At 44.1% G+C, this 24934-nt stretch carries 20 protein-coding genes and 1 pseudogene; 15 read left to right on the top strand and 6 right to left on the bottom strand.

Features of this window, described 5'->3' with window-relative positions:
• The first annotated feature begins 95 nt into the window (after window positions 1-95).
• A complete protein-coding gene (locus AC5V8P_RS01325) occupies window positions 96-4682 on the top strand; it encodes an OmpL47-type beta-barrel domain-containing protein (protein WP_064795987.1) in 4587 nt (1528 codons plus the stop codon).
• A 49-nt stretch (window positions 4683-4731) separates the two neighbouring features.
• On the opposite strand, the gene AC5V8P_RS01320 is transcribed toward AC5V8P_RS01325, so the two are convergent.
• Window positions 4732-5241, bottom strand: coding sequence for a discoidin domain-containing protein (locus tag AC5V8P_RS01320; RefSeq protein WP_064795988.1), 510 nt, complete (start codon window positions 5239-5241; stop codon window positions 4732-4734).
• Between the two features lie 340 nt (window positions 5242-5581).
• On the opposite strand from AC5V8P_RS01320, the gene AC5V8P_RS01315 reads away from it, so the two are divergent.
• On the top strand, window positions 5582-5953 hold the full coding sequence (locus tag AC5V8P_RS01315) for a hypothetical protein (protein WP_064795989.1): 372 nt from the start codon (window positions 5582-5584) through the stop codon (window positions 5951-5953).
• Between the two features lie 127 nt (window positions 5954-6080).
• On the opposite strand, the gene sigK is transcribed toward AC5V8P_RS01315, so the two are convergent.
• Window positions 6081-6782 carry an RNA polymerase sporulation sigma factor SigK gene (sigK, locus tag AC5V8P_RS01310; RefSeq protein WP_013372224.1) on the bottom strand — a complete coding sequence of 234 codons (702 nt, stop codon included), beginning with the start codon at window positions 6780-6782 and terminating at the stop codon, window positions 6081-6083.
• A 261-nt stretch (window positions 6783-7043) separates the two neighbouring features.
• On the opposite strand from sigK, the gene AC5V8P_RS01305 reads away from it, so the two are divergent.
• A complete protein-coding gene (locus AC5V8P_RS01305; protein WP_064795990.1) occupies window positions 7044-7499 on the top strand; it encodes a 2-thiouracil desulfurase family protein in 456 nt (151 codons plus the stop codon).
• A gap of 109 nt (window positions 7500-7608) precedes the next feature.
• Here the strand turns inward: AC5V8P_RS01305 and AC5V8P_RS01300 are convergent, their stop codons facing one another.
• The gene (locus tag AC5V8P_RS01300; RefSeq protein WP_064795991.1) at window positions 7609-8358 is read right to left on the bottom strand and encodes a YdcF family protein; all 750 of its coding nucleotides are present in this window, start codon (window positions 8356-8358) and stop codon (window positions 7609-7611) included.
• Between the two features lie 143 nt (window positions 8359-8501).
• Between AC5V8P_RS01300 and AC5V8P_RS01295 the strand changes: the two genes are divergently transcribed.
• The 7 genes and pseudogenes from AC5V8P_RS01295 (at window position 8502) to AC5V8P_RS01265 (ending at window position 16172) form a co-directional block, all read left to right on the top strand.
• Window positions 8502-9389, top strand: coding sequence for a DMT family transporter (locus tag AC5V8P_RS01295; RefSeq protein ID WP_063210029.1), 888 nt, complete (start codon window positions 8502-8504; stop codon window positions 9387-9389).
• Between the two features lie 189 nt (window positions 9390-9578).
• Entirely contained in the window at window positions 9579-10103 is a 525-nt protein-coding gene (locus AC5V8P_RS01290) for a sigma-70 family RNA polymerase sigma factor (protein WP_064795992.1), read from the top strand.
• Window positions 10096-11640 (top strand): hypothetical protein, encoded by a 1545-nt coding sequence (locus AC5V8P_RS01285; RefSeq protein ID WP_064795993.1) that lies wholly within the window; start codon window positions 10096-10098, stop codon window positions 11638-11640. The genes AC5V8P_RS01290 and AC5V8P_RS01285 overlap by 8 nt, the downstream gene beginning before the upstream one ends.
• A gap of 126 nt (window positions 11641-11766) precedes the next feature.
• A pseudogene (locus AC5V8P_RS01280) lies at window positions 11767-12377 on the top strand (NAD-dependent epimerase/dehydratase family protein).
• Window positions 12378-12616: 239 nt separating this feature from the next.
• Window positions 12617-13609 carry an ABC transporter permease gene (locus AC5V8P_RS01275; protein ID WP_064795994.1) on the top strand — a complete coding sequence of 331 codons (993 nt, stop codon included), beginning with the start codon at window positions 12617-12619 and terminating at the stop codon, window positions 13607-13609.
• Window positions 13610-13626: 17 nt separating this feature from the next.
• Window positions 13627-14520, top strand: a complete 894-nt coding sequence (locus tag AC5V8P_RS01270) for a carbohydrate ABC transporter permease (RefSeq protein ID WP_016821652.1) — start codon at window positions 13627-13629, stop codon at window positions 14518-14520.
• Between the two features lie 110 nt (window positions 14521-14630).
• Window positions 14631-16172, top strand: coding sequence for an extracellular solute-binding protein (locus tag AC5V8P_RS01265; protein ID WP_064795995.1), 1542 nt, complete (start codon window positions 14631-14633; stop codon window positions 16170-16172).
• Window positions 16173-16243: 71 nt separating this feature from the next.
• On the opposite strand, the gene AC5V8P_RS01260 is transcribed toward AC5V8P_RS01265, so the two are convergent.
• Together AC5V8P_RS01260 and exlX are read right to left on the bottom strand one after the other, a co-directional pair.
• Complete coding sequence (locus tag AC5V8P_RS01260) at window positions 16244-18505, bottom strand: AraC family transcriptional regulator (RefSeq protein ID WP_064795996.1); 2262 nt, start codon at window positions 18503-18505, stop codon at window positions 16244-16246.
• Between the two features lie 229 nt (window positions 18506-18734).
• On the bottom strand, window positions 18735-19448 hold the full coding sequence (gene exlX / locus AC5V8P_RS01255; RefSeq protein WP_081276744.1) for an expansin ExlX: 714 nt from the start codon (window positions 19446-19448) through the stop codon (window positions 18735-18737).
• 349 nt (window positions 19449-19797) lie between these two features.
• Here exlX and AC5V8P_RS01250 point away from each other — a divergent pair, with 349 nt between their 5' ends.
• Window positions 19798-20514 carry a metal-dependent hydrolase gene (locus AC5V8P_RS01250; protein ID WP_063210038.1) on the top strand — a complete coding sequence of 239 codons (717 nt, stop codon included), beginning with the start codon at window positions 19798-19800 and terminating at the stop codon, window positions 20512-20514.
• A 99-nt stretch (window positions 20515-20613) separates the two neighbouring features.
• On the opposite strand, the gene AC5V8P_RS01245 is transcribed toward AC5V8P_RS01250, so the two are convergent.
• Window positions 20614-21693, bottom strand: a complete 1080-nt coding sequence (locus tag AC5V8P_RS01245) for a M42 family metallopeptidase (RefSeq protein WP_064795997.1) — start codon at window positions 21691-21693, stop codon at window positions 20614-20616.
• A 185-nt stretch (window positions 21694-21878) separates the two neighbouring features.
• Between AC5V8P_RS01245 and spoVAC the strand changes: the two genes are divergently transcribed.
• The 4 genes from spoVAC to AC5V8P_RS01225 all read left to right on the top strand — a co-directional run bounded on the left by spoVAC (window position 21879) and on the right by AC5V8P_RS01225 (window position 24933).
• Window positions 21879-22385 carry a stage V sporulation protein AC gene (gene spoVAC, locus AC5V8P_RS01240; protein ID WP_063210040.1) on the top strand — a complete coding sequence of 169 codons (507 nt, stop codon included), beginning with the start codon at window positions 21879-21881 and terminating at the stop codon, window positions 22383-22385.
• Complete coding sequence (gene spoVAD / locus AC5V8P_RS01235) at window positions 22382-23404, top strand: stage V sporulation protein AD (RefSeq protein ID WP_063210041.1); 1023 nt, start codon at window positions 22382-22384, stop codon at window positions 23402-23404. The genes spoVAC and spoVAD overlap by 4 nt, the downstream gene beginning before the upstream one ends.
• Window positions 23401-23757, top strand: coding sequence for a stage V sporulation protein AE (gene spoVAE / locus AC5V8P_RS01230; RefSeq protein WP_063210042.1), 357 nt, complete (start codon window positions 23401-23403; stop codon window positions 23755-23757). The genes spoVAD and spoVAE overlap by 4 nt, the downstream gene beginning before the upstream one ends.
• A 216-nt stretch (window positions 23758-23973) precedes the next feature.
• Window positions 23974-24933: an AAA family ATPase gene (locus AC5V8P_RS01225; protein ID WP_063210043.1), complete on the top strand. Its 960-nt coding sequence runs from the start codon at window positions 23974-23976 to the stop codon at window positions 24931-24933.
• The last annotated feature ends 1 nt before the right edge of the window (window position 24934 follow it).

The following is a 24934-nucleotide window of genomic DNA, read 5'->3' as shown; positions in this document are numbered from 1 at the left end:
TAGGCATTAACGCCTTCGTTTGAGGTGCTTTTTCTATTTTACTCGAAGCGAGTTTGTAAAACTCTTTGAAAATAAAATAAAGTAAGGAGAAGTGTATGTGTCGAAAAAATAAGCGAAAGGTAAGGAAGTATAGGAAGTGGGTGTATGGATTTTTGGCTGTAGTCCTACTATTAACGATGATTCCCATATTTCCGGAAAGGGTATCCGCTGCTGCTCAGGAGATCATTGGGGGCCCTTTTTGCCAAAACAATTTGCCGGGTGGGGGCGATAGTTGGGGTTCTTGGTCAGGAAATGGGATAGGAGCAACAGAAGTATACACTGGCACGGGTTCGGCGAGGTATAAATGTGATGGGGCTACACAGCCGACAAATCGTTTTATTGATATTGGAAGATCTATTAAGGCTTCGGATTACAAGATTTTTGTTTACATTGAGGGGGCTTATCATACCGATATATATACGTCTAATGCCGCTGCAGGCGACAGTTGGAGACCTAATGGTACGAATTTATATACATGGACTAATGTAACGAAATTCTATGCCGATAGCGATTACCAGGGAAAATGGATAGATATCACCGACTCAATTACATTAAGGGATGTTCGCTATTTCAGAGCGATGGGAACTAACCAACAGACAAGTAATGAAATATCCAGGTTTGGAATCCGTATTATTCCCAAATCGGACCTCATGCCTAAACCGCCCCAGATTCACGCAGACACAGAGGGACAAGCTGTTACAGGGTGGACTAGAGAGGCTGTAACCGTGTGGATCAATGGAGATGTGGCTCCTGAAGGATTAAAATACTATGAATATAGCCTGAACGGAGGAGCATTTCAGCAATATACCGGGCCCTTGACTGTCTATGATCATGGTGTAAATACAATTTATGCCCGAACAGTGGACGTGAATAATCAGTATAGCGGTCTTTCCTCCGCGAATGTCCGAATAGACAGAATGCCACCCACTCCCCCCATCATAGACGCAATAGGAAACAGTAATGAATATACCATTTCATTACAACCGGGTGCAGACGATTATTCTGGACTAGCCCATACTCAATTTCGGTTGACTGGCGTTGTAAATCAGGATTGGCGGGAATACGGTGGAGTGTTTCATGTGAACCAGGATGGCAAAAGCACGATTTATGCTCGTTCCATCGATAGCGTCGGTAATGTGAGCCGAGAGGTAAGCAAGGAAGTCACGATTGATAAAAAGGGGCCGACGGCTCCAGTTATACGGGCTAGCGAAACGGGCCCAACGAACCGTGATGTGAATATTTCCATTGAGTCAGGAAGTGACTCTACAAATGGAATTAAGATAACGCAGTATCGTTTGAGTCCAACAGGGGAGTGGCTGACATACAATGGCACTTTTACATTAGATGCAGAAGGGAGTTATGAACTATCAGCGCGGACGATCAATAATCTTGAGGTGTCTAGTCCCATTGTGACTCAATCAATCATGATTGATCGTACCAAACCAACCCTTCCGAAAGTTACGTTTTCTGAGGTGACGAATCCTACCCGATATATCAATAAACCAGTACAATTTACGCTCTCGGGTGCAACGGATACTACAGCCGTACATTATGAATATCAATTGGGTTCTGGCGCTTATGTGCCTGGTTCATCGGGGATATTAAATAGTTCGGGGATTGTAGAAGTAACTGCTCAAGCTGTAGATGCAGCTGGAAATCGAAGCGTTCCGGTGACTGCAAAAACTTATATCGATTTGGAACGGCCGAGCATCCAACTGACACCCAACTCGCGTGAATGGAAAGATACCCATATTGACGTGAGGATACGATACGCCGACCAGCACTCGGGGATTGAACCATCGACAATGCAGTATAAAATTACGAACAGCCCCGATTCACCCGAAAACTGGGAGGCTGCAGCCGAATCAATAGTCGAGCTGGATCTTTCAAATGAAGGTGAATGGTATGTCCATGCGAAGGTGAAAGACCAGGCAGGAAACATGTATGAAACGGTCAGCAGTGCACTTCGCATTCAAAAGCAACCGCAGTCGGTTGTACTCTCGGCGATAGCTGTACGCAACACAGAGGTTGATTTGCAATGGACTCTTCCCTCCGGTCTAGACGATGGTTATGTTTATACAGTCCGGAATCTAACAACAAATGAGGTTTGGGATGTTAGCCATCCGACAAATTCTTTTACAGATACAGGGCTGCAAGGAGGCCGGGAATATGAGTATGAACTGCGTTGCAGTAATCATGTAGGAGGCAATGCATATTCTAATCGAGTCCGTGTATTAACCCTACCTGATGCCCCTGATCATGTCCAGTTACGACCTGTCTCTCGTCATTCTACAGAAATCATGGCTGACTTTACGCCAGTTTCATCAGCTGACAGATATAATATTACAGCAGCAGACGTAAGTACGGGAGAAATCATATTTAAGGATACGGTTACACAGGATGTGTATAATCCAATTACGGGAATGAAGCCTGGTAAATATTACGATGTTTCTGTATCAGCTATGAATGACACTGGAGAGGGTACAGCAAAGCATGTATCTTTTCTAAGCCTACCAGACAGCCCGAACGGATTCCGGAATGTAACTGTAAGAGAAGATGGAATCGACTTGAAGTGGAATTCTGTAATCACTGCCACCTACTACATCCTAGAGCGAGACGAGGTCTCGGTTTATAACGATGTATATACAGAATTCACCGATACTGAGCTTCAGGCGGGAACGGAGTATAACTATCGTATATCTGCCGAAAATACAACAGGATTTGGAGATTATGCTCATCTCGGCGTTATGACATTACCAGCTCAGATAACTACACTTTCAAGTGTAACCAAGGATGTATATTCTGTCGGTGTAGCGTGGCAAGATGTGCCGGGGGCTGAAGGATACATCTTGAATGTCAATGATGAACCAAAGGTGCAAATTCCGCGTGGTATCCGTTCATATACTTTTGAGGGCTTGCCAGCAGGCAGATCTGCCAATATTAAAATTCGAGCTTACAATCGAAGTGGTACGGGTCGGGATACATCTATCAACGTATTAACACTACCTAATTCACCTATACAACTTGCTGCTGTAGATGTTTGCGAGCATGATGCCACATTGATATGGACCCCAGCTGATGGGGCAACTCACTATAAGGTAACAATCAACGGTCAAAATTATTATAGTACGGAACCACGGATAGTTGTATCTGGTTTAATAGGGGGGAAAAACTACGATTTTCAATTGAGCAGTGGGAACAGCAGTGGTTACAGTCCACCAACGTCAGGTGAACTGCTGACACTTCCGCCTCAAGTACAGAATATCAAAGTTACGGAACTTGGGAATGGACAGATTTCGCTGACCTGGGATGTAATCAAGAGTGCTACCCAATATACTGTGATCCGCAAAGATACAGGGAAAGTTTTTGACACTAGAAAAGCTCATATCATACTTTCAGATTTTCAGCCTGGTATAATTTACTCGTTTGGTATACAGGCCATGAATACTACGGGAGAAGGCGACATAGCTCCATTTACGTATCGTACATTGCCAGGTCATATAGCAAATCATAGATTGGTTGTGAAAAGCGTGACGGATACCGATCTGCTTATTACGTGGCAAGAAGCTCTAGGTGCAGATGCTTATAATGTCTACAAAGACGAGATGCTTATCGCTCATACGACTACTCAAGAGTTTAAAATAGACGGATTAGATAGCTCCACATTGTATCGTATTACTGTGAAGCCAGTGAACACAAGCGGTGAAGGTAAGCGGGCAGAAGGTGAGGTCGAGACGCTACCGTCTCAAGCATTTGTGATTTCCAAGACAGAAACAACGAATAGTGAATTTATCGTCCATTGGGAGTCAGAACATAAAAATGATATTTTTGTTCTTGCTAGTGAAAATGGAACTGAATTATATCGTGGTAAGGATCGAGCTTTTAGCTGGAGACAGCTGAGAGAGAAGCAATTGTATACCGTTCGACTTTGGGCAGAAAATAGTCAAGGAAAACGTACAGAGGCAAAACAAGCGAATGGAAAAACAACGGGTAATACTGTGGACGCAGGTGGCGGAGCAGGAGGAGCGGAGAGTGTAAAACCGATTCAGCCTGTTATAAAGGAACCGATAGTAACAGAGCACATTCAAGATTCAACCGTTGAGAAGAAGCCAAATCATTTTAGTGACATTGATCGGATATTTAATAAAGAAAAAATAAATGTGCTTGCCAATTTGGGTGTAGTAAAGGGAACAACCCCCACGCTATTTGAGCCGAACAGACCTGTAACGCGTATGGAGTTCACCTCTATGCTGGTCCGTTCGTTGAAATTACCGCTCGAAACGGATGTGACTTTAGGCTTCGAGGATATCAATCCATCGGCGTGGTACGTGGATCTGCTCAAAACGGCGATTAAAGATCAGGTCGCTCGAGGGTTTAGTAATAGAGAATTTGGCCCGGATCGGGTCATTAACCGTGAGCAGGCGGCTAAAATGGTGAATAACATTATCAAAGCTACACCACAGCAAGAAAGCAGTGCATACTCGGATTCCTCTCAAATTGTAGAGTGGGCCAGAAAGGATGTACTTGGTCTAACCGAAATTAATTTAGTACAAGGATATCCAGATGGTAGCTTCCGTGCTAAGCAGGAGGTCACACGTGCGGAAGCGGCAGAGATGATTTATAACATGCTTCAAATGAAATAGAATGAATCAAGGGGCGGCGTTGGCCAGCCCCTTTTTTGTGTGTACTTACTTATTCCGCAATAGCGGGGTTTAGACTAGATGCTCTGTAGGCAGGAACGCCATTAATGAGTGCGGTTCTTAGTTGAACATATCGTAAACCATAATAGGTGGTTGTATTATTCAATCCAGAGGATAGTACAGTTATTTTATAATATGAAAAAGGAATCTCATTACTAAACTGATAGGTTATTTTTGCAGTGCTTGGTACAGCCTCGACTTGTCCTAACCTATACCAGTTTTCTCCGTCACTCGAGCCATGAAACGAAAACGAAAGTATAAAAGCGCGAGAAGGTGGCTGGGCTAAGAGGATATCATTGATCGTTTTTCCTGTATCTAATTTGAAGATGATTTCTCCACCTTTACCACTTAAGCTGCTCTCCCAATAGAGATTATTATCGATCAAAACATTTTTCGGAAAAGTATTTTTGCTATCTCCATTCGTTGAAACATTATCTTCAGGTATAAAGACAGGTTCCATAGAAAACGAATAACTGTCTGGATTTTGACTGAATTTTGCCATGTTGAACTGCCTCCCTTGGCTATTATTTCTAATTTGCTAAATATGTTGTTGTATATGATCTATATGAAACTCTCAATGAATGTATTCCTTAATTAAAAAATCATATTTAGGTGCCAACCATTATAATAGCAACTGGTTATTTCATGAACTATACTAGCAATGGACGGAATAAGAACCTACTAATTAAAAATTCAAACGATATAGGAGGAAATAAGAAAAGGGTGCTATTTTCGGGTTCTTAACAAGCTCATTCCAAAGGCTAGGCTAATTTATATCGAAAAAGATTGAGAGAAACAATATAAATAACTATTTTAGGTGCGAGAAGGAGAACGTATAGAATATGAAAATATACACTTATTATTTGGCAAATGGCGTATTCCCTTTGGATTGGGAAGTTTGTTTTAGCACTGTTGAGGAATACAAGACCAAGTTATTTGAGAAGTATACCGCTTCCCAAGAGTCCAATGATTTTGTAATAGGTGGATTTCATGTGCTTACCGATAAAATAGATGCAGTTCTGAATTATGCTTTAGAGGATTTTCGAAAAGAATTTCCTTATAGTTATGAGTTGCGTTGTCCCGCTATGATCTTCCCGTTGCCAAGAGGCGATGAGAGTAACGGTGCTGAGTTCGCCATTATTTTAAAACGAGATGAGGATGGAGATACGATAGTCTATTCCCCACTTCCATTGTCATATTTAGAAAAAAGTTAGTACTTATTTAAGAAAAAAGGAAAGCAAGTGCTGAATAATGTAAATACAAGACTAACATATAATGAAAAAAGGCCCTGTATAGGGCCTCCAAATAGTCTAGAGTTCTAGGTAGGTATCTGTTTATTCATTATCCCTTCTGCTTGTAAAATTCATGGTATAACTTCATCAACGCACGCTTTTCAATTCGTGACACATACGAGCGAGAAATTCCCAGTTCTCGTGCAATTTCCCGCTGTGTTCGTTCTTCTCCTCCGGCTTCCAAGCCGAATCGGCCAATCACGACTTCTTTTTCACGCTCGTCTAAAATATCCAGATTGCGATAGATTTTACTCTTCTCGATTTTGAGCTGTACCTTGTCTACAATATCGTCCGCCTCGGAGCCGAGGATATCAATTAAAGTAATCTCGTTGCCTTCCTTGTCAGTCCCTATAGGATCGTGGAGAGACACGTCTTTGCGTGTCTTTTTCAGCGACCGTAAATGCATCAGGATTTCGTTTTCTATACAACGGGCTGCAAATGTTGCCAGTTTTGTTCCTTTTCCGGTCTGAAAGCTTTCGATAGCCTTGATCAGTCCAATGGTGCCGATGGATATAAGATCCTCCAAATCTTCGCCGGTGTTATCGAATTTTTTTACAATATGGGCCACCAGCCTTAGATTATGTTCAATAAGTGTGTTACGGGAATGTGCGTTGCCTTCGGCAAACAGCTTTAGGTGTCGAGCTTCCTCTTTCTCAGTCAATGGCTGCGGAAAGGCGTTGTTTTTCACGTAGGAAACGAGTAGCGTCAATTCCTTGATGAACAGAGCGATAGCACTAAATAGTCCGGGCACGGATGACACCTCCTGAGGTAGTTGCAAACTTACGACCTTTGTTACTTACCGGGCTTGCGGTCTGTTTATTGTATGTAGGCAGGTGCCCATCCGTGCCTGTACTCCGAAAACTGCTTTGTAACAAATTGCGCGATATCTTTCTTGAGCTGCCTCCAATCCATAAAAAATTCAAAATGTCAGAGGCCATTTTGTACGATGACGCTATGATAAAACTCGTTTATACTTTAATTACTTAATAGTGATGGATATGAGGTGGGACTAATGATTCTGGTAAGTTCATGTTTGGCAGGAATGAAGGTTCGATACAACGGGACGGATAGTTTGGATGTACATATTCAGAAGTTGGTAGAGGAAAAGAAGGCAATGACGATCTGTCCTGAGCTGCTGGGGGGCTTTATGACGCCTCGAGAGCCTGCGGAGATCGTTGGAGGGACTGGAGAAGACGTGCTGAGGGGCACAGCCAAGGTGATCGAGCTTTCAGGCAAGGATGTCAGTGATATGTACATTAGAGGTGCGCACGAGGCTTTGCATATAGCTAGAGAGGTTAACGCGTCACTTATTGTTTTAAAAGAAAACAGTCCGTCCTGCGGGTCAGCAGCGATCTATAACGGCACATTCGAAAACCGAAAAATCGCAGGCAACGGGGTAACCTCTGCCTTGTTAAAAAGGGAAGGCTTTAAGGTTATATCCGAAGAACAAATATCGGAGATTTTTTAGCCGGAGAATATGTAATGGTAAATCAAGCGTCTTGATCGCTTACTGGCTTATAGCTGTGAGCGCAAGACGCTTGTTTGTGTTGTATCCGTTTTACACCAGCGTAATGACATTATTTAAGCTTTAATGCCAAAATCCCTAAGTACTCCTTGAGGGCTGTCCCGGTAGTAGATATGGCCCCAGCCGAAGGAGAGAGCTTGGCGGCATATAGTGACAACTTTTCACTTGCCAGATAGTCGGTTGGATAAGCTGTCGCTTGCATACCTGCACGTTGAAATTCCAGGGCAGCACGTGGCATATGGAATGCGGAGGTCACCAGTATAGGTTTTGTGAACTGATGTTGTTTTAAAATTTGCGAGGTATATACGGCATTTTGCTGTGTATTCAAGGAACGGTTTTCGATAAAAATGTCCTTTGCTGGAATACCAAGTCCTAACAGCTGCCTCTGCGCAATATTGGCTTCATTACCACTGTCTCCAAACACTTGTCCACCGGAAAAAAGGATAGGTAGACCTGTTGCTTCATGCAGTCTAGCTGCAGTGAGCAATCGGTTGGCCGCAGACCCCAGTAGATTACCTTGTCCATTGATGTCGGGAGTTCCCTCTGTAGCTCCGCCCCCCAGTACGACAATAACATCACCTTGAACGGTACGGGGCTGCGGGTACTGCTTTTCCAGGCTACGGATTAACAAATCTCCAGCCAAATTGGTTGATGAAACATACAGCAGCAATGTAACAACGAGCAGTACAATTGCAGGTTTACGTGCCCGTTTCCATAGCCAGATTACAAGACCTACCATCACGAGGATAAACAAACCGGGAGGAAGCACGAAGCTGTATAGAAATTTGATGAAATAAATCAAGTACAGACCTCCTATCCTATAAGCTTTATCTATTGGATACATTGTAACATAGGCAAATGATTGCATTCCTCTGTTGATAAAGTAGTCTCGTAGGCGTAATATATAAAGCCTAGTGATTTTTTTCATAGAGGAGCGAGAGCATCATGGGAGAGTTAACGACAGCCAAGCGAATAATGATGATCGCACTACTGGTTGTATTATGGGGCATTTCTTGGCCCATCTATAAAGTTGCACTGGAATACACGCCGCCCCTTTTGTTTGCAGGGCTACGTACACTGTTGGGTGGTCTGCTATTGGGAGCGATTTTAGCACCGAGATGGAGTCGCATTCGATGGAAAGAAAATTGGCGAGTGTATGCTATTTCAGGTATTTTTAACGTAGTCCTGTTTTATGGATTGCAAACCGTGGGGCTGATGTATGTTCCATCTGGCTTGTTCTCTGTGCTGGTATATCTTCAGCCGGTGCTGGTCGGCATTTTTGCATGGATGTGGCTGGGGGAAGCCATGTCCAAACTCAAAGTGATTGGATTGATCATTGGATTTCTGGGCGTGGCAGCTGTCAGTGTCGGAGGGTTTTCAGGACATGTGGCTATTGCAGGTGTAGTCATCGCTATTATTACAGCAGTGAGCTGGGCGTTGGGGACCGTATATGTGAAAAAGGTTAACCAGCGCGTGGATTCGTTGTGGCTGGTCGCATTTCAATGTACACTTGGAGGCATTGTGTTAACGGGAGCTGGATCAGTAACGGAAAGCTGGTCAGACATCGTGTGGAATGTTCCATATATGTCAGGGCTGGTATTCGGGACTGTACTGGGAATTTCACTATCCTGGCTGCTGTATTTCACACTCGTCAATTCGGGAGATGCAAGTAAGGTTGCTTCCTATACGTTTTTGGTACCGGTGATTTCGGTATTTGTCAGTTCTATGCTGCTTCACGAATCGATTACGGCTTTTCTGCTGGTCGGTCTGGTATTAATCGGCTTTAGCATTTATCTGGTTAATCGCAGAGTGAGGGTAGTACAGCAAGCTTAAACATAGTAACAAGAGAAGCAGGACCCTGCACAGGCGGCAGGGTCCCTTTTTTTATGCTGGTAGAAGGTGTGCGGCTGACTTGTGAATTCAAGGTTCGCAAATTCCAATAAAACGATTTGACCGTGAGCTTCGTCTTATTCGTAACTAAAGAACAAATCATGGGGTGACGGGACGGGTTCAAGGTTTAACATGCAGTACATTGGAAATGGGGGCAGTACAGCAGTGGAGGAAGAGTTGTTTTTTCAAAAAATATCAGCGCAAAAAAGAAGGCTGTTTGGTATCGCCTATAGCTATTTGCGGAATCAGGCAGACGCGGTTGAGGCGGTACAGGAGGCAACCTGCAAAGCGTGGATGAAGCGCAAGCATGTAAAGGATGCAAAAAGTTTCGATTTCTGGGTGACCCGTATCCTCATTAATGTCTGTATAGATGAACAGAGGCGGCGGAAAAGGCTCGTTTTGACGGACGGTTACATAGATATCAAAACGAATGAAATGGTGAGCGACAGCATGCTTGATGTGCAAAATGCGCTCGCCAAACTGAAGCCCAAACATAGGCATGTTCTGATTCTGAAATATATGCACGATATGACCGTACCCGACATTGCACTTATTCTCGGAAAGCCGGAGGGAACGATAAAAAGTTGGGTGTACCAGGGATTAAAGCAGTTGAGACGCAGAATGGGGATTGAAGAGGGAGGACTTAACCATGCGTGAAGAAGAAAGTTTATTAATGACGGCCAGTCATGAAATGAAGATTGCCGAAAAAAGAATAGACGACTGCGTCCTGGACTTTGCAATTTCACAGGGGATTGCTGAAGGACAGCGAAAAGAGAAGGGACGAAACAAAAAAGGATGGTGGCTGGGAACAGTCGCATTGGGAGCGGCAGCCGTGACCGGAGCCATATTTGTCTTTCATCATGGAGCCCTAACCCCTTCAGGTCCGTCGAATGCTCATTTTGATGTCCAGGCGGTTACATTGGATTCTAAGGAATTCAGCGGTTTCCGCATGCTGACGGACAAGGAGCCCGGTGTACGTAGCGCTTTTGAGCTCAATGCAGTCCAGCCGCTACAGATTGCTCAGGAACAGGAGAACTGCAAACTCACTATCAACGGTTTTTATGCCGGAAGTGATCGAATAGCCTTGCTTTTCAGCTTTGAAAATAAAGGCACCAAACCCGTCGATTTAAACGATTTTTCCTTAGTGGACCGTTCAAATCCAGCCTCCGCCAGTTTTACCAGGATCGACGTAACTTCCATTCATGGAACACGTACGGGAAAGATGTCAGGAACACTTCACCAGTTTGAACCCGGCACTAGTTATGGGATCATGGAGTTTTATGTGGCAAAAAAAGCGGATTGGCTGAAATTGCAATTGAACGCGACCTTTACCCCTACACGAAACAGGAATTTGCAGACAGATATCAAGCTCCCTAAAAATCCCGTTAGTTTTGCGTTTAAGGATCCGGCTGTTCTTCATGGTAAAACCCCAAATAGCAGCCGTTTTAGCCTCAACTTTGAGCTTGCCTCTCAATCGCTAGTATCTAACGATCGCGTATTCAGCATCCATAAAACGATGGACATTGCTGGTCAAAAGGTTGATGTGGAAAAGGTAGTGGTGTCTCCTACCGGGATTAGTCTCGTTTATCGTTATGATGAGCGGAATACATTTGATATTCATGGGCTGGTGGAACCAAGCCTGGTGATTACATCGAAATCCGGGAAGGAATACTTTTTTTCCTCAATGCCGATGTTTAACAGTTCTGATGGCCGGATTACGGCACTATTCAAAAATTATGAAGGTGTTGAGGATCTGCAGATACAATCGATCCGCTTCAAGGCTTCAGGAATCCGCGGGATAGAAAAAGCCAAGTCGACCCTAGTTGTTGATATGAATAAAAAGCAAATTATTTCCAGTCCAGATGATACTGTCTCTATTGTAAAAACAGGACTTACTGCGGGAGGCCAAGCTCAGGTGCTTGGACTAAAGCTTTCCCATAACGGGCAAAAACACCGAACGCTTTCTCTCGATCCCATTTTTATGGATGGCAATTATGCCGAACACAAGCTTACAGAAGGATATGATTGGTCAAACGAAGTACATGTGTATAAATCACAGGAAAAAAACGATACCAGCTTCTTCTACTATACTTTGGATAAGCAATATCCTCAGCCACTTACCTTCCGTATTCGTGATTATGACCGTAAAATTTCTAATCCGCAGGAGCAGGAACTCATAGCTCCGGTTGAGTAATCAAGTCAGATCGTTAAAAGCTTAACAAGGCAGCCAGCGGTTTTGTTAAAGAGGTTTCCCTCCTTTGGAGTTGGTTAAAAATGGGAATGGCACTATGAAACCCAATAAAGTAAGGAGAAACGGATAATGAGACGCAAAATATTGATTACAGGTGCAGCGGGTACCATTGGGAAAGTACACTATGAAGGGCTAAAAGCGAAAGGAAAATATGAAATCATCGCTGCTGATGTGAAGAAGGATGAAGAAGCAGGGATTGTGGAAATGGATATACAAGATGCTGCACGACTGGCTGAGCTTACACGTGGAGTGGATACAGTATTGCATTTTGCATGGATTAAGGATGAAGAGGATTTCCTCGGCAAAGTGCTTTCTGGCAATGTAAGCGGAGCGTATAAGCTGTATGAAGCTGCGGTCCAAAATGGGGTGAAACGCATTATTTTTGCCAGTTCCAATCATGCCACAGGGTTTTATAAAGTAGGCGAAGCCATCGATGTAGAAGATCCCTACCGACCGGACAGTTTTTATGGATTAAGCAAGTGCTACATCGAGCTACTAGTTATCTTAACTTATACGGTACGTCAGCCAATACGGATAATTATTATGACATTGGCTACTTGGAAGAACGAATCGGATATAAGCCGCAGGATAATGCCTCCGAGCTGCTTGAGCAGGCCAAGAAAACTGGAGTTCGGGTGAAACAGGATGAAACCACTTTTCAGGGTGGGCAAAAGGAGTAGGGCAGATTAGATTGACCAAATATGCTTTATGAATGGGCTTAAGGCGTCGAACAGACGCCTCATATCACACAAAACTTCACAAACATCCGAATTGTTCACTCCTCTGGACACTCCTTTGTTCATGAAGCATGAGAGGCTTCACTTTTTATTTTGAATGCGCTTATATAATATATAGTTATACGGCGGCGATGCTACAAACCTTGCGGTCGGTAATGTATATAGAGGGGGAGTGACTCACATTGAATCAGCCTATGCCCAAAAATTCTGCAATGCTTGCGACGGATTCCCGCTTGAACGGTAGGCTCGGAACAGGCAGGAAACACGGTTTTTTCTATGAACTGATCCGCAATCGAGTATTATTTCTGATGTTGTTGCCCACTTTAATTTTCTTCTTCATAAATTCGTACATTCCTATGGTCGGCATTTATTATGCATTTACCCAGTTCGACTTTAATACCAGCCTTTTTGAAGCCCAGTTCGTCGGACTCCAGAATTTTCGCTTTCTATGGCAATCCGGCACGTTGACAAAATTGACATTAAACACGGTTGGATATAACGCGGCGTTTATCTTACTCGGCAACGTGTTAGCGATTGTCCTCGCTATTTTGCTGAATGAATTGCGAAGTCGCTACTTTAAAAAGATCACTCAATCTGTGATGTTCCTGCCATATTTTGTTTCTTTCGTTATTCTAAGTGTCATCGTGTATAACATATTTAATTATGATAATGGTTTTCTGAACACGCTGCTCGTGCAATTTGGTGGTGAACGTGTGGATGTGTATAACAAACCATGGGTGTGGATTTTCCTGATAATCCTGTTCTATTTGTGGAAAAATCTCGGTTACAGTATGGTAATCTATCTGGCAGCAATCACAGGGATCAGTGACGAGTATTATGAGGCAGCTAAAATAGACGGAGCCAACATTTTTCAACGAATCTGGTACATTACCGTTCCTATGCTCAAGTCAACATTTGTTGTGCTGCTGTTATTTGCGCTGGGTAGCATTATGAAAGGACAATTTGATCTGTTCTACCAGTTAATTGGTAACAACGGTGTGCTGTACAATACGACTGATATTTTGGACACTTATGTGTATCGTTCCTTGAAAGTAACTTTTGATGTGGGTATGGCTTCAGCCGCAGGTGTGTATCAATCTTTGTTCGGATTTGTACTGATCATGACCGTGAACTACATCATTCGCAAGCTGAACGACGAATATGCCTTATTCTAGAAAGGAGGACCCAACGGATGGCGATCAAAGAGGATGTATACACTCGACTTTTTAAAATTATCTCCTATGTGATTATCATTGTGGCATCCATTGCTTGTTTACTCCCGTTCCTACTTATTATTTCGGCTTCACTAACCAGTAATGAATCGATTATCAGGGACGGCTATCATTTTATTCCACAGCAATTCTCGCTGGAAGGATACCGGACGGTGTTCACCTTTCCTGAAGAGGTGTTAAGGGCGTACGGGGTGACGATTTTTACCACGGTTGTAGGGACGACGCTGGGCCTGTTCCTGATGACGATGGCCGGATATGTGCTGGCGCGTAAAGATTTTAAATACCGCAATGCATTCTCATTTTATATTTACTTTACGACGTTATTTGGAGGCGGCTTGGTACCTTGGTACATTATGCTGACAAAGTATTTAGGATTGTTAGATACGTATACGGTGTTGATTTTTCCGGGATTAATGACTCCGTTTTTGATTATTTTGATGAAAAACTTCATTCGTTCCTCTATGCCGGAGGAGCTGTTCGAGTCCGCTAAAATTGATGGTGCGGGTGATTTTAAAATTTACTATCGAATTGTACTGCCTTTATCTACCCCGGGTATTGCTACTGTCGGACTGTTTCTGGCTTTGGCCTACTGGAATGACTGGTTCTCATCCTCACTCTTTATTAATGACCCGCATAAATACCAGTTGCAATACTATCTGTATAATGTAATTAACTCTATGCAATTTATTGCTCAGATGGGTGCAGGCACCGGCGTGTCCCTGTCCAACGATATGCCGACAGAGTCGACTAAAATGGCAATGGCGATCGTGGTTACGGGTCCCATTTTACTACTGTATCCGTTCATTCAGCGTTACTTTGTCAAGGGACTGACGATTGGTGCGGTAAAAGGATAGCAGCACTAAAGAGCTAAGATGGCATGATGTGCTGACATTGTGCCATCCAAGCAGCACTTTTTGTAAGCGTTTTATTTGCAACAGACTACCATTTCAAAGGGAGGATTCACATGACATTTACAAAGAAAAGAAAACAACGCATGTCCATCCTGATTGCAGTTATGGTTATCATGGCACTCTTAGCCGGATGTGGAGGAGGTAGCGGAAACAGCGCACAAAAAGCAAATGGAGAGGATGATAAATCCCAGAAAGTTCAGCTGCAATTTTATATGCTGGGTGATGCGCCTAAGGACCTGCCTACCATTGAGGCAGAGATCAATAAGTTGGCGGAAAAAGATTTGAATGCCACCGTCAAATTTAACTATACGACGTGGACAGATTGGGATCAAAAATATAAGCTGTTATTGTCTTCGGGTCAGCCTATTGACCTGATCTTCACTGCGGATTGGACGCAGTATCAGGCCTATGCCAAGAAGGGCGCATTCCTGCCGCTAGACGATCTGCTGCCTAAGGCTGCACCTGCCTTGCAAAAATTTGTACCACAGGATATGTGGGATGGGGTTAAAATCGGAGGCAAAATTTATACCGTGCCCGGCACGTACAAAGAATATGTCACAAACGGTTTTGTATGGCGTGAAGATTTACGTGAAAAGTATAATTTGCCTAAACCGACCGATATCCAAAGTTACGAGGCTTATATGGATGGGATACGCCAGCATGAGCCGGGTATGAAAACCGTATCTTTGAACAGCGATATCAAGGGAAATCTGCATGATCGATATACCGAATTAGTAACGAAAAGTATTGGTGCTTTGCCTTATGGCATTGGCATCAAATATGAAAAACCAACAGAGGTGTATAAATATTGGGGCTCAGATGAACAAAAGGAAGAGCTGAATACTTATAAACGCTGGGCTGATAAAGGATTCATTCCTAAAAATGTATTAAACGTAAAAGATACGCTTCAGGATCAAGTCACTTCTGGGAAAGCAGCGAGTATTTTCGGCGACAATCCAACCCGCTTTAATGACATGGTCATTAAGCTCAAAGCATCTCACCCGGACTGGAAGCTTGAGTACTATCCATTCCCGCTGACAACGGGCTATGCAACTCCGGTGCATCCGATTCATAACGGCTTTGCAATTCCAAAAAGCAGTCCGAACCCAGCCCGCGCATTGGCCTTTTATGAAAAGCTGGTGACGGACAAACGCTATAACCTGCTTACGCAATATGGTATCGAAGGTAAAAACTATGAAGTCAAAGATGGTTACTATCATATGATAGGTAGCGGTAGCACGAATGGATTTTCACGGGAAGGCATGAACAGCTGGGCTTGGCGTAATCCGGAATACATGCTGTTTGATTCAGGTTTTGACCGTGTAAAGAAGATATTTGCGGAGCTGGATAAAATCCAGAAGCCTGATCTGTTTACCGGCTTTGCAGAGGACTATACGACCTACCAAGCAGAAAAAGCGGCATTGGAACAGGTGGAGAAGCAGTATCTGTATCCACTCCAAGCTGGACTAATCTACAACGTTGATCAAGGCCTTGAGACCTTTTTGCAAAAAGCGAACCAAGCTGGCTTAGAGAAAATTCAAACCGAATATACAAAACAATGGGAAGCCTACGTGAAGGAGAAGGGGATCAAATAAAACGTAGAGAGCTGTGATCTAAAGCAGAAAAGCAAGTCTCCAGAAGTGGAGGCTTGCTTTTTTGATGTCGCTTATTGCGCATTCGCTTTGGAACGTCGAAAATCTGTGGGTGTCACGCCGAGGCTGCGTTTGAACATACGGTGGAAATAAGAGCTGCTTGCAAATCCGGTTTGTTCTGCCACTTCAGCCACCGACCAATCGGTCTGTTCCAGCAGTTCACAGGCCTTGCGAATACGGAGCTGCTGGATGACGTCCACGATGGTAGACATGGTTTGTTGCTTATAAAGCCTGCTGACATAGATTGGTGACATATTCAGCTCTTCCGCAATCTGATTGAGACAGAAATTGGGGTCCGTATAAGCTTGCTCTATACGTTCGTTGATTTGCCGTACCAATCGTTCTTGTTTCGTATTTCGTTTTTCCGCTAGACTGGAGCGAATCTGATCAAAGACCAATTGGTAATGATCGATAAGATCCTCGGCTGTCTCTAATCGATCTGTAGACGGTAATTCTGGTATAGACTTGATAGCTAATCCATTGAGCTCACTGATATGCCGTACAGCATTGTTCACGCTCATGATGAGCCGAGAGATTGCCACCCGAACAGAGGAAAACGGATATTGCTCCATATGCATTAACAAGTCTTGAAACAGTCGGTGTGCATCCTCCGTATGACCCGATAGCAGCGTATCCAGCAATTTTTTTTCTTTATCCGATGGAAATACATAAGTATGTTGGACATCTTCATTTGTAGCTTTTCGCGCATTAATAATACAGCCATGTCCCTGAAAAAAACGATGCATAGATGCGTTCTCTACCTGGCGGTACAGCAAATGCAGCTGTTCTGGTTGGCTCGTAATCGCACTATAGGTTAGGGATACACTCAGCTTCAAATATTCGAAACAAGCTTCGCGTATTTGGCGTAATAGGGTCTCCAGTAGTACTGTGTCTGTATATTCCGCAGGGTCTAAAATGTTGAGCATTAACAGGACGCTATCCTCATCTATATCAACGGTCTCCACCCGATACGTCTGCCCGCATATTTCGGATGCGATATTCATGATCGCAAATTTGTAGGGTAGCAGATCAGGTCCACGCTCGCTTTGCCACCGCGCATATTCATCTATGCGCAGGAGTACAAGCCGATAGTCTTTGTCGAACTGGAATGTGATCCCAAGCTCGCGGAGCCGTTCCGGTTCTTCACCAGCAGGAAGATTTCGGGTTCCGCGAATCACATTCCGTAAAATGTTTTGCCGGATCGTGTACATACTGTTGCGTTTCTCCGATTCCAGTGTATTCATTTGCATAACAATTTGGCCAATAGGCGTATATAACATTTTGGACAGCAACCAGGAAGCCACGAATCCTGCCATTCCGATGATGGCTGCGATCAATAGCATTGCATTACGAATAACACTTGCCATTTTGATAACGCTTTCATATGGTGTGATACTTATATACTGCCAACCTAGTCCATCCGGGGAAGTATAGGAAATCAACGATCTTTTACCATGAAAGTCCTCTACAAAATAGCCTGTTTCCTGTTTTTTGACTCTAGTGTGCAGCCATAGCTGTTCTTTCTCGTCCAAAGCTTCGTCTGTCAACGTTGTCCCAGACAACAGTCTGCCTTGATCATCTAAAATATAAGCGGTTCCGCCTGAGATGGGGTTCGCCGCCATTTCCTTGTTCATCCAGGCTGCTGACACATTCACAATTACAGCTGAATTTATCGTTTCGTTCGAGTTAATGGCGTCATAACACAAATACGTATAGGCTGCGATATTTGGGCTTGCTTGCTCTACGCCAGCACCGGAGTCTGATGCAGGCAGCAACGGATACGTGCGTGGAATAGGCGTGAAGGGTTTGTAGTTCTGATAATGATCCAGCACGTGAATGATGTCAGTATCAGCCAGTTCATGCTTGCTGAATAACCCGTTTTGACCTTGTGAGGACGCAATGTAGAAGGTGTCACTTTTAGGATTATATACGTAGATGGATTCAATATACGGCATGGAGTTAAGATAATTGTTTAATTCGGTCATGGCAGCGGTTACATCATATACATTGGGTTTAGGATAATACAACAGTTTGGATAGGGTACTGCTGCGGTACATTTGGAATGCCAACGATTGAGCAATAGATGTCATGTTGATGACCTCTTTGCTTCTCAACGCCAAGCTATTGTGATTGGCTTCGAACGCCTGCTCCTTTTCCACGCGAATGTAGTAGAAATAATATACAGTAGTGGATACCAGCAACGTTAATGTTATACATAACGTAATGCTGACCAGCAATTTGCTGTGAAGCTTGTGATGCTTTTTGAAATTGCTCATATGAACAGGCCTCCTGTCTGTGTGCACATAGCTGTAAAGTACACCCTATTTTTGTATTCATTATACGTATGATCTTATGAACAGGACAGTGAACAAACCGATCCTTTGTGAAAAATACTGACTTTTACGTAAAAAGACCGGGAACACGCCACGCAAACTAGATTGCGTCGGTTCCCGGCCGGGTTTATATATTCAAATGTAAAGAAACAAACATGAGGCGGTAATTCCATCAATCAGGAAATTGAACGTTACCTTTAACGATATAAGCTTGGCCTGTGCCATTTTCGGCTAGAGCTGGGATGGTATCATTGAGCACGACACCGCGAATGTCCGTCATCCGTATTTTTAGAGGCTGTTTTCCTAAGTTAGTGCCCAAAAAGTGGTTATAATCCTGTTTTTCAAGATTGAGCCATTGCCCGTTTTGTTGGACTTCCATTTTAAGGACCGGATATTTATGATTGCGTACTTGAATAGCTGCCCACCATTGGCTGCTGCCTTCTTTAATGCGATAGGAGACATTGCCACTAACCGGAGCTTTGACAACTTTCCATGAAATATTGATTTTTCCATCCTTCTGATCACCAATCAGATTGAAGGCATTCGGAGACAGGTCGAGCGCACCACTTGAACCCTCAGGGTATAAATCGGTTACATATACAGTTGTTTTTCCTTTGGGGCCTTGAACTTCCAAATAGGCTCCGGCCAATGCAGCTTTAATTCCGTTATAATTCAGTTGTGTGGGGTTGAGCGCTGTGATTTTGGCATCAGAAGGGATAGGGTCAAGCAGCAGGGCTCCTCCAGAGTAACCTGATCCTGTATATGTGGCGTACCCCGTGTATGTATCATTCCAAGCAGCTGAAGCAGGCAGGGCGAACAATACGACACTTAGCAACGATGTCAGACCGATTGTTTTGAACTTTCGGAACAGAGATTTTTCTCGCAAAATGATTTCCTCCTTGTTCATGTAATAGATTTATATAGCAAATATAAACACTATATTACCTAATATTCCAAATTGTACAATAGGACTTTGAGGCAAAAAGATACAGTTGGAAGTATTTGTCGATCTACTCATAGGACATATGGTGTGTTTTTAAAAAATGACTGTGTAGATAAGGAATAAGGGGAGGATGAAGTGATAGGGACTAAACTAGGACTTTTGGATGAAGTCTTTTAAATAGAATAAGCGAACTATTGTTCTCCTTTTGATTGTCGTATACAATCGAATCATGCTGATTTTAATAGAGTAGTGTCGACTCTGTGTATGCTGCAACGAAAGGATGTTATGCATCATGATGGGAAGAGCCCATTTAATTATTGGAACCGGGGTCTCCCTGTCAGTATTAGCCTTAAGCGGGTACGAAGTGACCCCGGCTGCCGTGGCCGTTGCTGTGGTCGGTTCATTGTTGCCGGATATTGACGAGCCTAATTCCATGCTTGTGAGCCGGGCGTTACCGAACAAGTTGCTTAGACTCGTACAGCTTCTAATGATCGTGGCTGCGGGTTGGGTGTTCTTTACTCGTTTGGCTCCGCCGCCCTGGAATCTTGTTTTGGCTTTGCTGATGATCAGCGCTTCTTTTATGCCTTCACGGTCCATGCGTAAAGTTATTATTTTTCTAATTGGGATCGGCCTAGCGTGGTATGGAGAATCATATGCGCCCTGGAATTATATCGCCGGGTGTCTGCTGATCATATGTACGCTTGTTCCACACCGAGGATTGACGCATACGGTGTATGGGACAGCAGCATGGACTGCATTGCTGTATGGTACCACACGTTTGCATGGCGATAGCATATGGCTGGCTGGAGGTATGGCATATTTGCTGCATTTATTGGCAGATTCCTTGACGAATAACGGAATTAAGCCTTTGCCACCATTTAAATGGAAGCTTCGATTTAAATTGATGAGCACCGGAACCCGGAAGGGAACAAAGGTAGAAAATGTATGTATCGCCTTAACAGCTGTACTCGTAGTGATTGCGCTACTTCGGTACAAGCATTTAATTTGAGTTCCTATATTTTTTGCTTCTATTAATCTAAAAAAACAGTCAAGTGCACGTTGTATGTGTCTTGACTGTTTTTTATAGCTTCCTATTCTTTGTTACTTTTTAAGCTCGCTCAACAATGGTATTCAGCGTTGTGCGATCCAGATTTTGAACCAGCTTAATGATCAGCTCCTTGGCTGCATCATAATCATCCGTGTGAATGATGGAAGAGGATGTATGGATGTATCGTCCACATATGCCGATGACGGTGGATGGCACACCAATTCCGCTCAAGTGCACTTGACCAGCATCCGTTCCTCCTGTGGAGATAAAATATTGGTACTTGATTTTGTGGGTTTCCGCCATATCTTGCACGTATTCCACAATCCCGCGGTGTGTAATCATACCAGGATCAAATACCCGCAACAATGCGCCTTTGCCAAGCTGCCCGTATGCATTCGGATCTCCACCCATATCGTTGGCAGCACTGCAATCCAGTGCAAAGAAAATATCCGGCTGGATCAGATTGGCAGCAGTGCGTGCACCACGCAGTCCCACTTCCTCCTGAACCGTAGCTCCTGCATACAATGTATTTGGAAGCTGATCCTTTTCCTTATGTAATGCCTCTAGGAGCTCAATGGCCAGGCCTACACCATATCGATTGTCCCATGCTTTTGCCATGATTTTTTTGGGATTCGCAAGTGGAGTGAAATCACAGATCGGGGCGATAGCTGTTCCGGGTACGATCCCCAGATCTTGCGCTTCCTGTCTGCTGTCTACGCCAATATCCAGGTACATATGCTTAATGTCCATCGGCTTACTGCGTTGTGCTTCATCAAGCAAGTGTGGTGAGATAGAGCCAACTACACCGATCATTGGACCATTTGGAGTCAATACTTGAAGACGTTGTGACATGATGGATTGGCTCCACCAGCCTCCAACCGGCTGAAAGCGAATCATTCCATTTTCCGTAATGCCATTCACAATAAAACCAACTTCATCCAGATGCCCAGCTACCATTACACGGGGGCCACTTTCTTGCCCGCGCAGCACGCCAAAAAGACTGCCCAAACGGTCCTGCACGATTTCATCCGTATAACCGGATATTCGTTCTTTAACCCATGCCCGCAACTCACGCTCATGTCCAGAGATGGAAGGGAACTCGGTTAAGGTTTTAAACAACTCCAATGTTTTTGCTTCCATGATGTATACCTCACTCCTTATTAATTAACCAGTGGTTGTCATCTATTCAGTATGAATGGATTTGTACGGAATGTCCACGATATCATTTTCCTGACATAACATTTCCCCAAAAAGCTCATAATGTTAAGGAGCCAAGCAATCTGAACCGCCAAAGCGCGGAACTTACGAATAAGGGGTGGTGAATGATGCCAGCTAAGTCGGGACAGCGCGGTTTTCGTACCAATTCGTCGCCGTTGTCCATAAATGAGAAAGACTATCAGAGTGTTTCCCAAAAGCATGAACCTTCCAGAAACGTATTTGCCAATTGTGTGCGTGCCTTTCTGGTCGGAGGCGTTATCTGTGTGATTGGGCAGGCAATCCAGGAAGCCTTTATGGCAGGGATGCATATTTCCGCCAAAGAAGCTGCAGCACCAACTGCATCCATGATGATCTTGTTGTCAGTTATATTAACCTGCATCGGGGTCTACGATAAGATTGCACAATGGGCAGGTGCGGGAACCGCAGTACCTATTACAGGTTTTGCGAACTCGATGTGTTCATCTGCATTGGAGTATCGTTCCGAGGGATTGGTACTCGGAGTGGGCGCCAATATGTTCAAGCTGGCAGGCTCAGTTGTCGTATTCGGTGTGGTGGCGGCATTTATCGTGGGCGTGATCTACGCGATCCTCGGTGTGGGGGGCAATCACTTATGAAAAGACAGGGAGGACAAACCTGGAAGTTTGAGTCGAGACCGCGCATCATTGGAAGTGCAACTGTCGTAGGCCCAGATGAAGGGGAGGGACCGTTGTCCACAGATTTCGATTATATTTATGACAATATCGAAATAAATGAGAAAACATGGGAAAAAGCGGAACGAAGATTAATTGAGCATTCTACAGAGCTTGCGTTAATCAATGCTAATTTAAACAAAGAGGAAGTGCAATTTTTTATAAGTGGTGATCTGATGAATCAGATTATCAGCAGCTCATTTTCGGCTAGCAAGCTTGCTATTCCCTATCTAGGCGTATTCGGTGCCTGCTCAACGTCGATGGAAAGTTTGGCTTTAGCATCACTTATTGTGGATTCAGAGGCAGGCGACTACGTAATGGCCAGCACAACTAGCCATAACTGTACTGCAGAAAAACAATTCCGCTATCCTAATGAATATGGAGCACAAAAGCCCCCGACGGCTCAGTATACGGTTACTGGTTCAGGTGCGGCCATTATAGGACATGCCAAGTCAGGAACGGTGGTGGATTGTGCTACCATCGGGCGTGTAATAGATATGGGTATTAAAGACCCTTTTAATATGGGCGGGGCTATGGCTCCAGCAGCAGCGGATACGCTTTTGTCTCATTTTCGGGATACTGGCAGGGACCCTGGATATTATGATCTTATTGTAACAGGGGATTTAGCCTCTGTAGGGCTGCCGATTGCCAAGGAGCTGCTCAAAAAAGACGGATTTGATATGAGTCAGACGGAATTTAATGATTGCGGTTTACTGATTTATGACATCAATAAGCAAAAGAAGGTTATTGCAGGGGGAAGTGGTTGTGGATGCTCAGCTGTTGTAACTTATGGGCATCTGTTAAAGCGGCTCGAAAAGGGAGAATTACAAAAGGTGCTGGTCGTTGCAACCGGTGCGTTATTATCTCCTTTGACTACACAGCAGGGTGAAAGCATCCCTTGTATTGCACATGCTGTAGCTTTTGAAGCGGGAGGACAAGTATGATATATCTATGGGCTTTTTTAGTGGGCGGTGCCATTTGTGTCGTTGGTCAGTTGATGATGGATGTAATCAAAATGACCCCGGCACACACAATGAGTACGTTGGTTGTAGCAGGGGCAATTGCAGACGCTGTCGGTATATATGATCCACTTATCAAATTTGCCGGAGCGGGTGCGACGATTCCAATTACCAGCTTTGGTAACTCACTCGTACATGGTGCATTAACTGAATTGGAAAAGGACGGATGGCTTGGTGTCATTACAGGGATCTTTAGTGTAACAAGTGCAGGGATCTCCTCGGCGATTATTTTCTCTTTTCTGGCATGCTTGTTTGTTCGTCCAAAAGGAAGTATATAGAAGCAGATGCTTTGAATATGACAAAAGTAAAATATATTTGTATACGTGAACCCTTCGGATTTTATAAATCGAAGGGTTTTTTTGGCTGTACCAAAACAGGTACGTACGAGAACAGATGGAGCTTGAATAATATGGGCAGGGAGTTAAGTGTACTCTGTGTCCGCCTTCATGTACAATAATAGGAAACATGTTGCTATCTAGGAGGTTCACAGAGTTATGCCCGTGCGTCAAGAATCTGTGCAGATTGTATCTGCAATCCGTTCTAATTTGGAATCATGCATATTAGGTAAATCCTTTGAAATAAAATTACTGCTTACAGCTATGCTGGCAGGTGGACACATTCTGATCGAGGACGTTCCGGGTACGGGGAAAACGCAAATGATCAAGGCTCTCGCTAAATCCATGCGTGGTGATTATCGCCGTGTTCAATGTAACCCTGATATTCTACCGAGCGATATTACAGGCGTATCTATATTTCATCCACGGGACGAGCGTTTTTATTTCCGTCCGGGTCCTGTGATGACTAACATTTTGCTGGCAGACGAAATTAACCGCGCCACGACGAAAACCCAGTCGGCTTTGCTGGAGGTTATGGAGGAACGAAGTGTGACGGTGGATGGGGACACTCATATGTTGCCTCATCCATTTATGTTGTGTGCCACTCAAAATCCGATTGATTTTGAAGGCACTTATATGCTGCCGGAAGCGCAATTAGATCGATTTATGCTCAAAATCAGCTTAGGCTATCCTGATTTGGAGACGGAGCGAAACATGCTGCTTCATCATCAGGCGGGCCAGCCAGCAGACCGTCTGGAGGCTGTAGCGCATATGGAACAGATTGCTGACATCCAGCAGGAAATCAGAGATATCTATATGGATGAAGCGGTGACTTCCTATTTACTCGATATCGTACGAGCAACAAGAGAACACCCATCCGTGCTGCTGGGCGCTAGTCCACGGGCTGCACTTGCTTTTGTCATGGCTGCCAAGGCATATGCTTTTCAAGACAATCGCAACTATGTCCTGCCTGATGATGTGAAGGCGCTGGCGCCTTATGTGCTGACGCATCGTTTGCTACTTCGCCCCGAAGCGCGCCTGGATAGTTCCAACGCCCAGTCCGTGCTGCAGTCCGTGCTCCGACAAGTTCATGTACCCGTACGAATGGAGCGTTCTTAGG

Source organism: Paenibacillus sp. N119s (assembly GCF_059447605.1).
This window is presented reverse-complemented; position numbering and strand designations above follow the sequence as displayed.

Coding starts and splice junctions, on each gene's coding strand:
- AC5V8P_RS01325 (WP_064795987.1), top strand. CDS start 96: ATGTGTCGAAAAAATAAGCGAAAGGTAAGGAAGTATAGGAAGTGGGTG.
- AC5V8P_RS01320 (WP_064795988.1), bottom strand. CDS start 5,241: ATGGCAAAATTCAGTCAAAATCCAGACAGTTATTCGTTTTCTATGGAA.
- AC5V8P_RS01315 (WP_064795989.1), top strand. CDS start 5,582: ATGAAAATATACACTTATTATTTGGCAAATGGCGTATTCCCTTTGGAT.
- AC5V8P_RS01305 (WP_064795990.1), top strand. CDS start 7,044: ATGATTCTGGTAAGTTCATGTTTGGCAGGAATGAAGGTTCGATACAAC.
- AC5V8P_RS01295 (WP_063210029.1), top strand. CDS start 8,502: ATGGGAGAGTTAACGACAGCCAAGCGAATAATGATGATCGCACTACTG.
- AC5V8P_RS01290 (WP_064795992.1), top strand. CDS start 9,579: ATGCAGTACATTGGAAATGGGGGCAGTACAGCAGTGGAGGAAGAGTTG.
- AC5V8P_RS01285 (WP_064795993.1), top strand. CDS start 10,096: ATGCGTGAAGAAGAAAGTTTATTAATGACGGCCAGTCATGAAATGAAG.
- AC5V8P_RS01270 (WP_016821652.1), top strand. CDS start 13,627: ATGGCGATCAAAGAGGATGTATACACTCGACTTTTTAAAATTATCTCC.
- AC5V8P_RS01265 (WP_064795995.1), top strand. CDS start 14,631: ATGACATTTACAAAGAAAAGAAAACAACGCATGTCCATCCTGATTGCA.
- AC5V8P_RS01260 (WP_064795996.1), bottom strand. CDS start 18,505: ATGAGCAATTTCAAAAAGCATCACAAGCTTCACAGCAAATTGCTGGTC.
- AC5V8P_RS01250 (WP_063210038.1), top strand. CDS start 19,798: ATGATGGGAAGAGCCCATTTAATTATTGGAACCGGGGTCTCCCTGTCA.
- AC5V8P_RS01245 (WP_064795997.1), bottom strand. CDS start 21,693: ATGGAAGCAAAAACATTGGAGTTGTTTAAAACCTTAACCGAGTTCCCT.
- spoVAC (WP_063210040.1), top strand. CDS start 21,879: ATGCCAGCTAAGTCGGGACAGCGCGGTTTTCGTACCAATTCGTCGCCG.
- spoVAD (WP_063210041.1), top strand. CDS start 22,382: ATGAAAAGACAGGGAGGACAAACCTGGAAGTTTGAGTCGAGACCGCGC.
- spoVAE (WP_063210042.1), top strand. CDS start 23,401: ATGATATATCTATGGGCTTTTTTAGTGGGCGGTGCCATTTGTGTCGTT.
- AC5V8P_RS01225 (WP_063210043.1), top strand. CDS start 23,974: ATGCCCGTGCGTCAAGAATCTGTGCAGATTGTATCTGCAATCCGTTCT.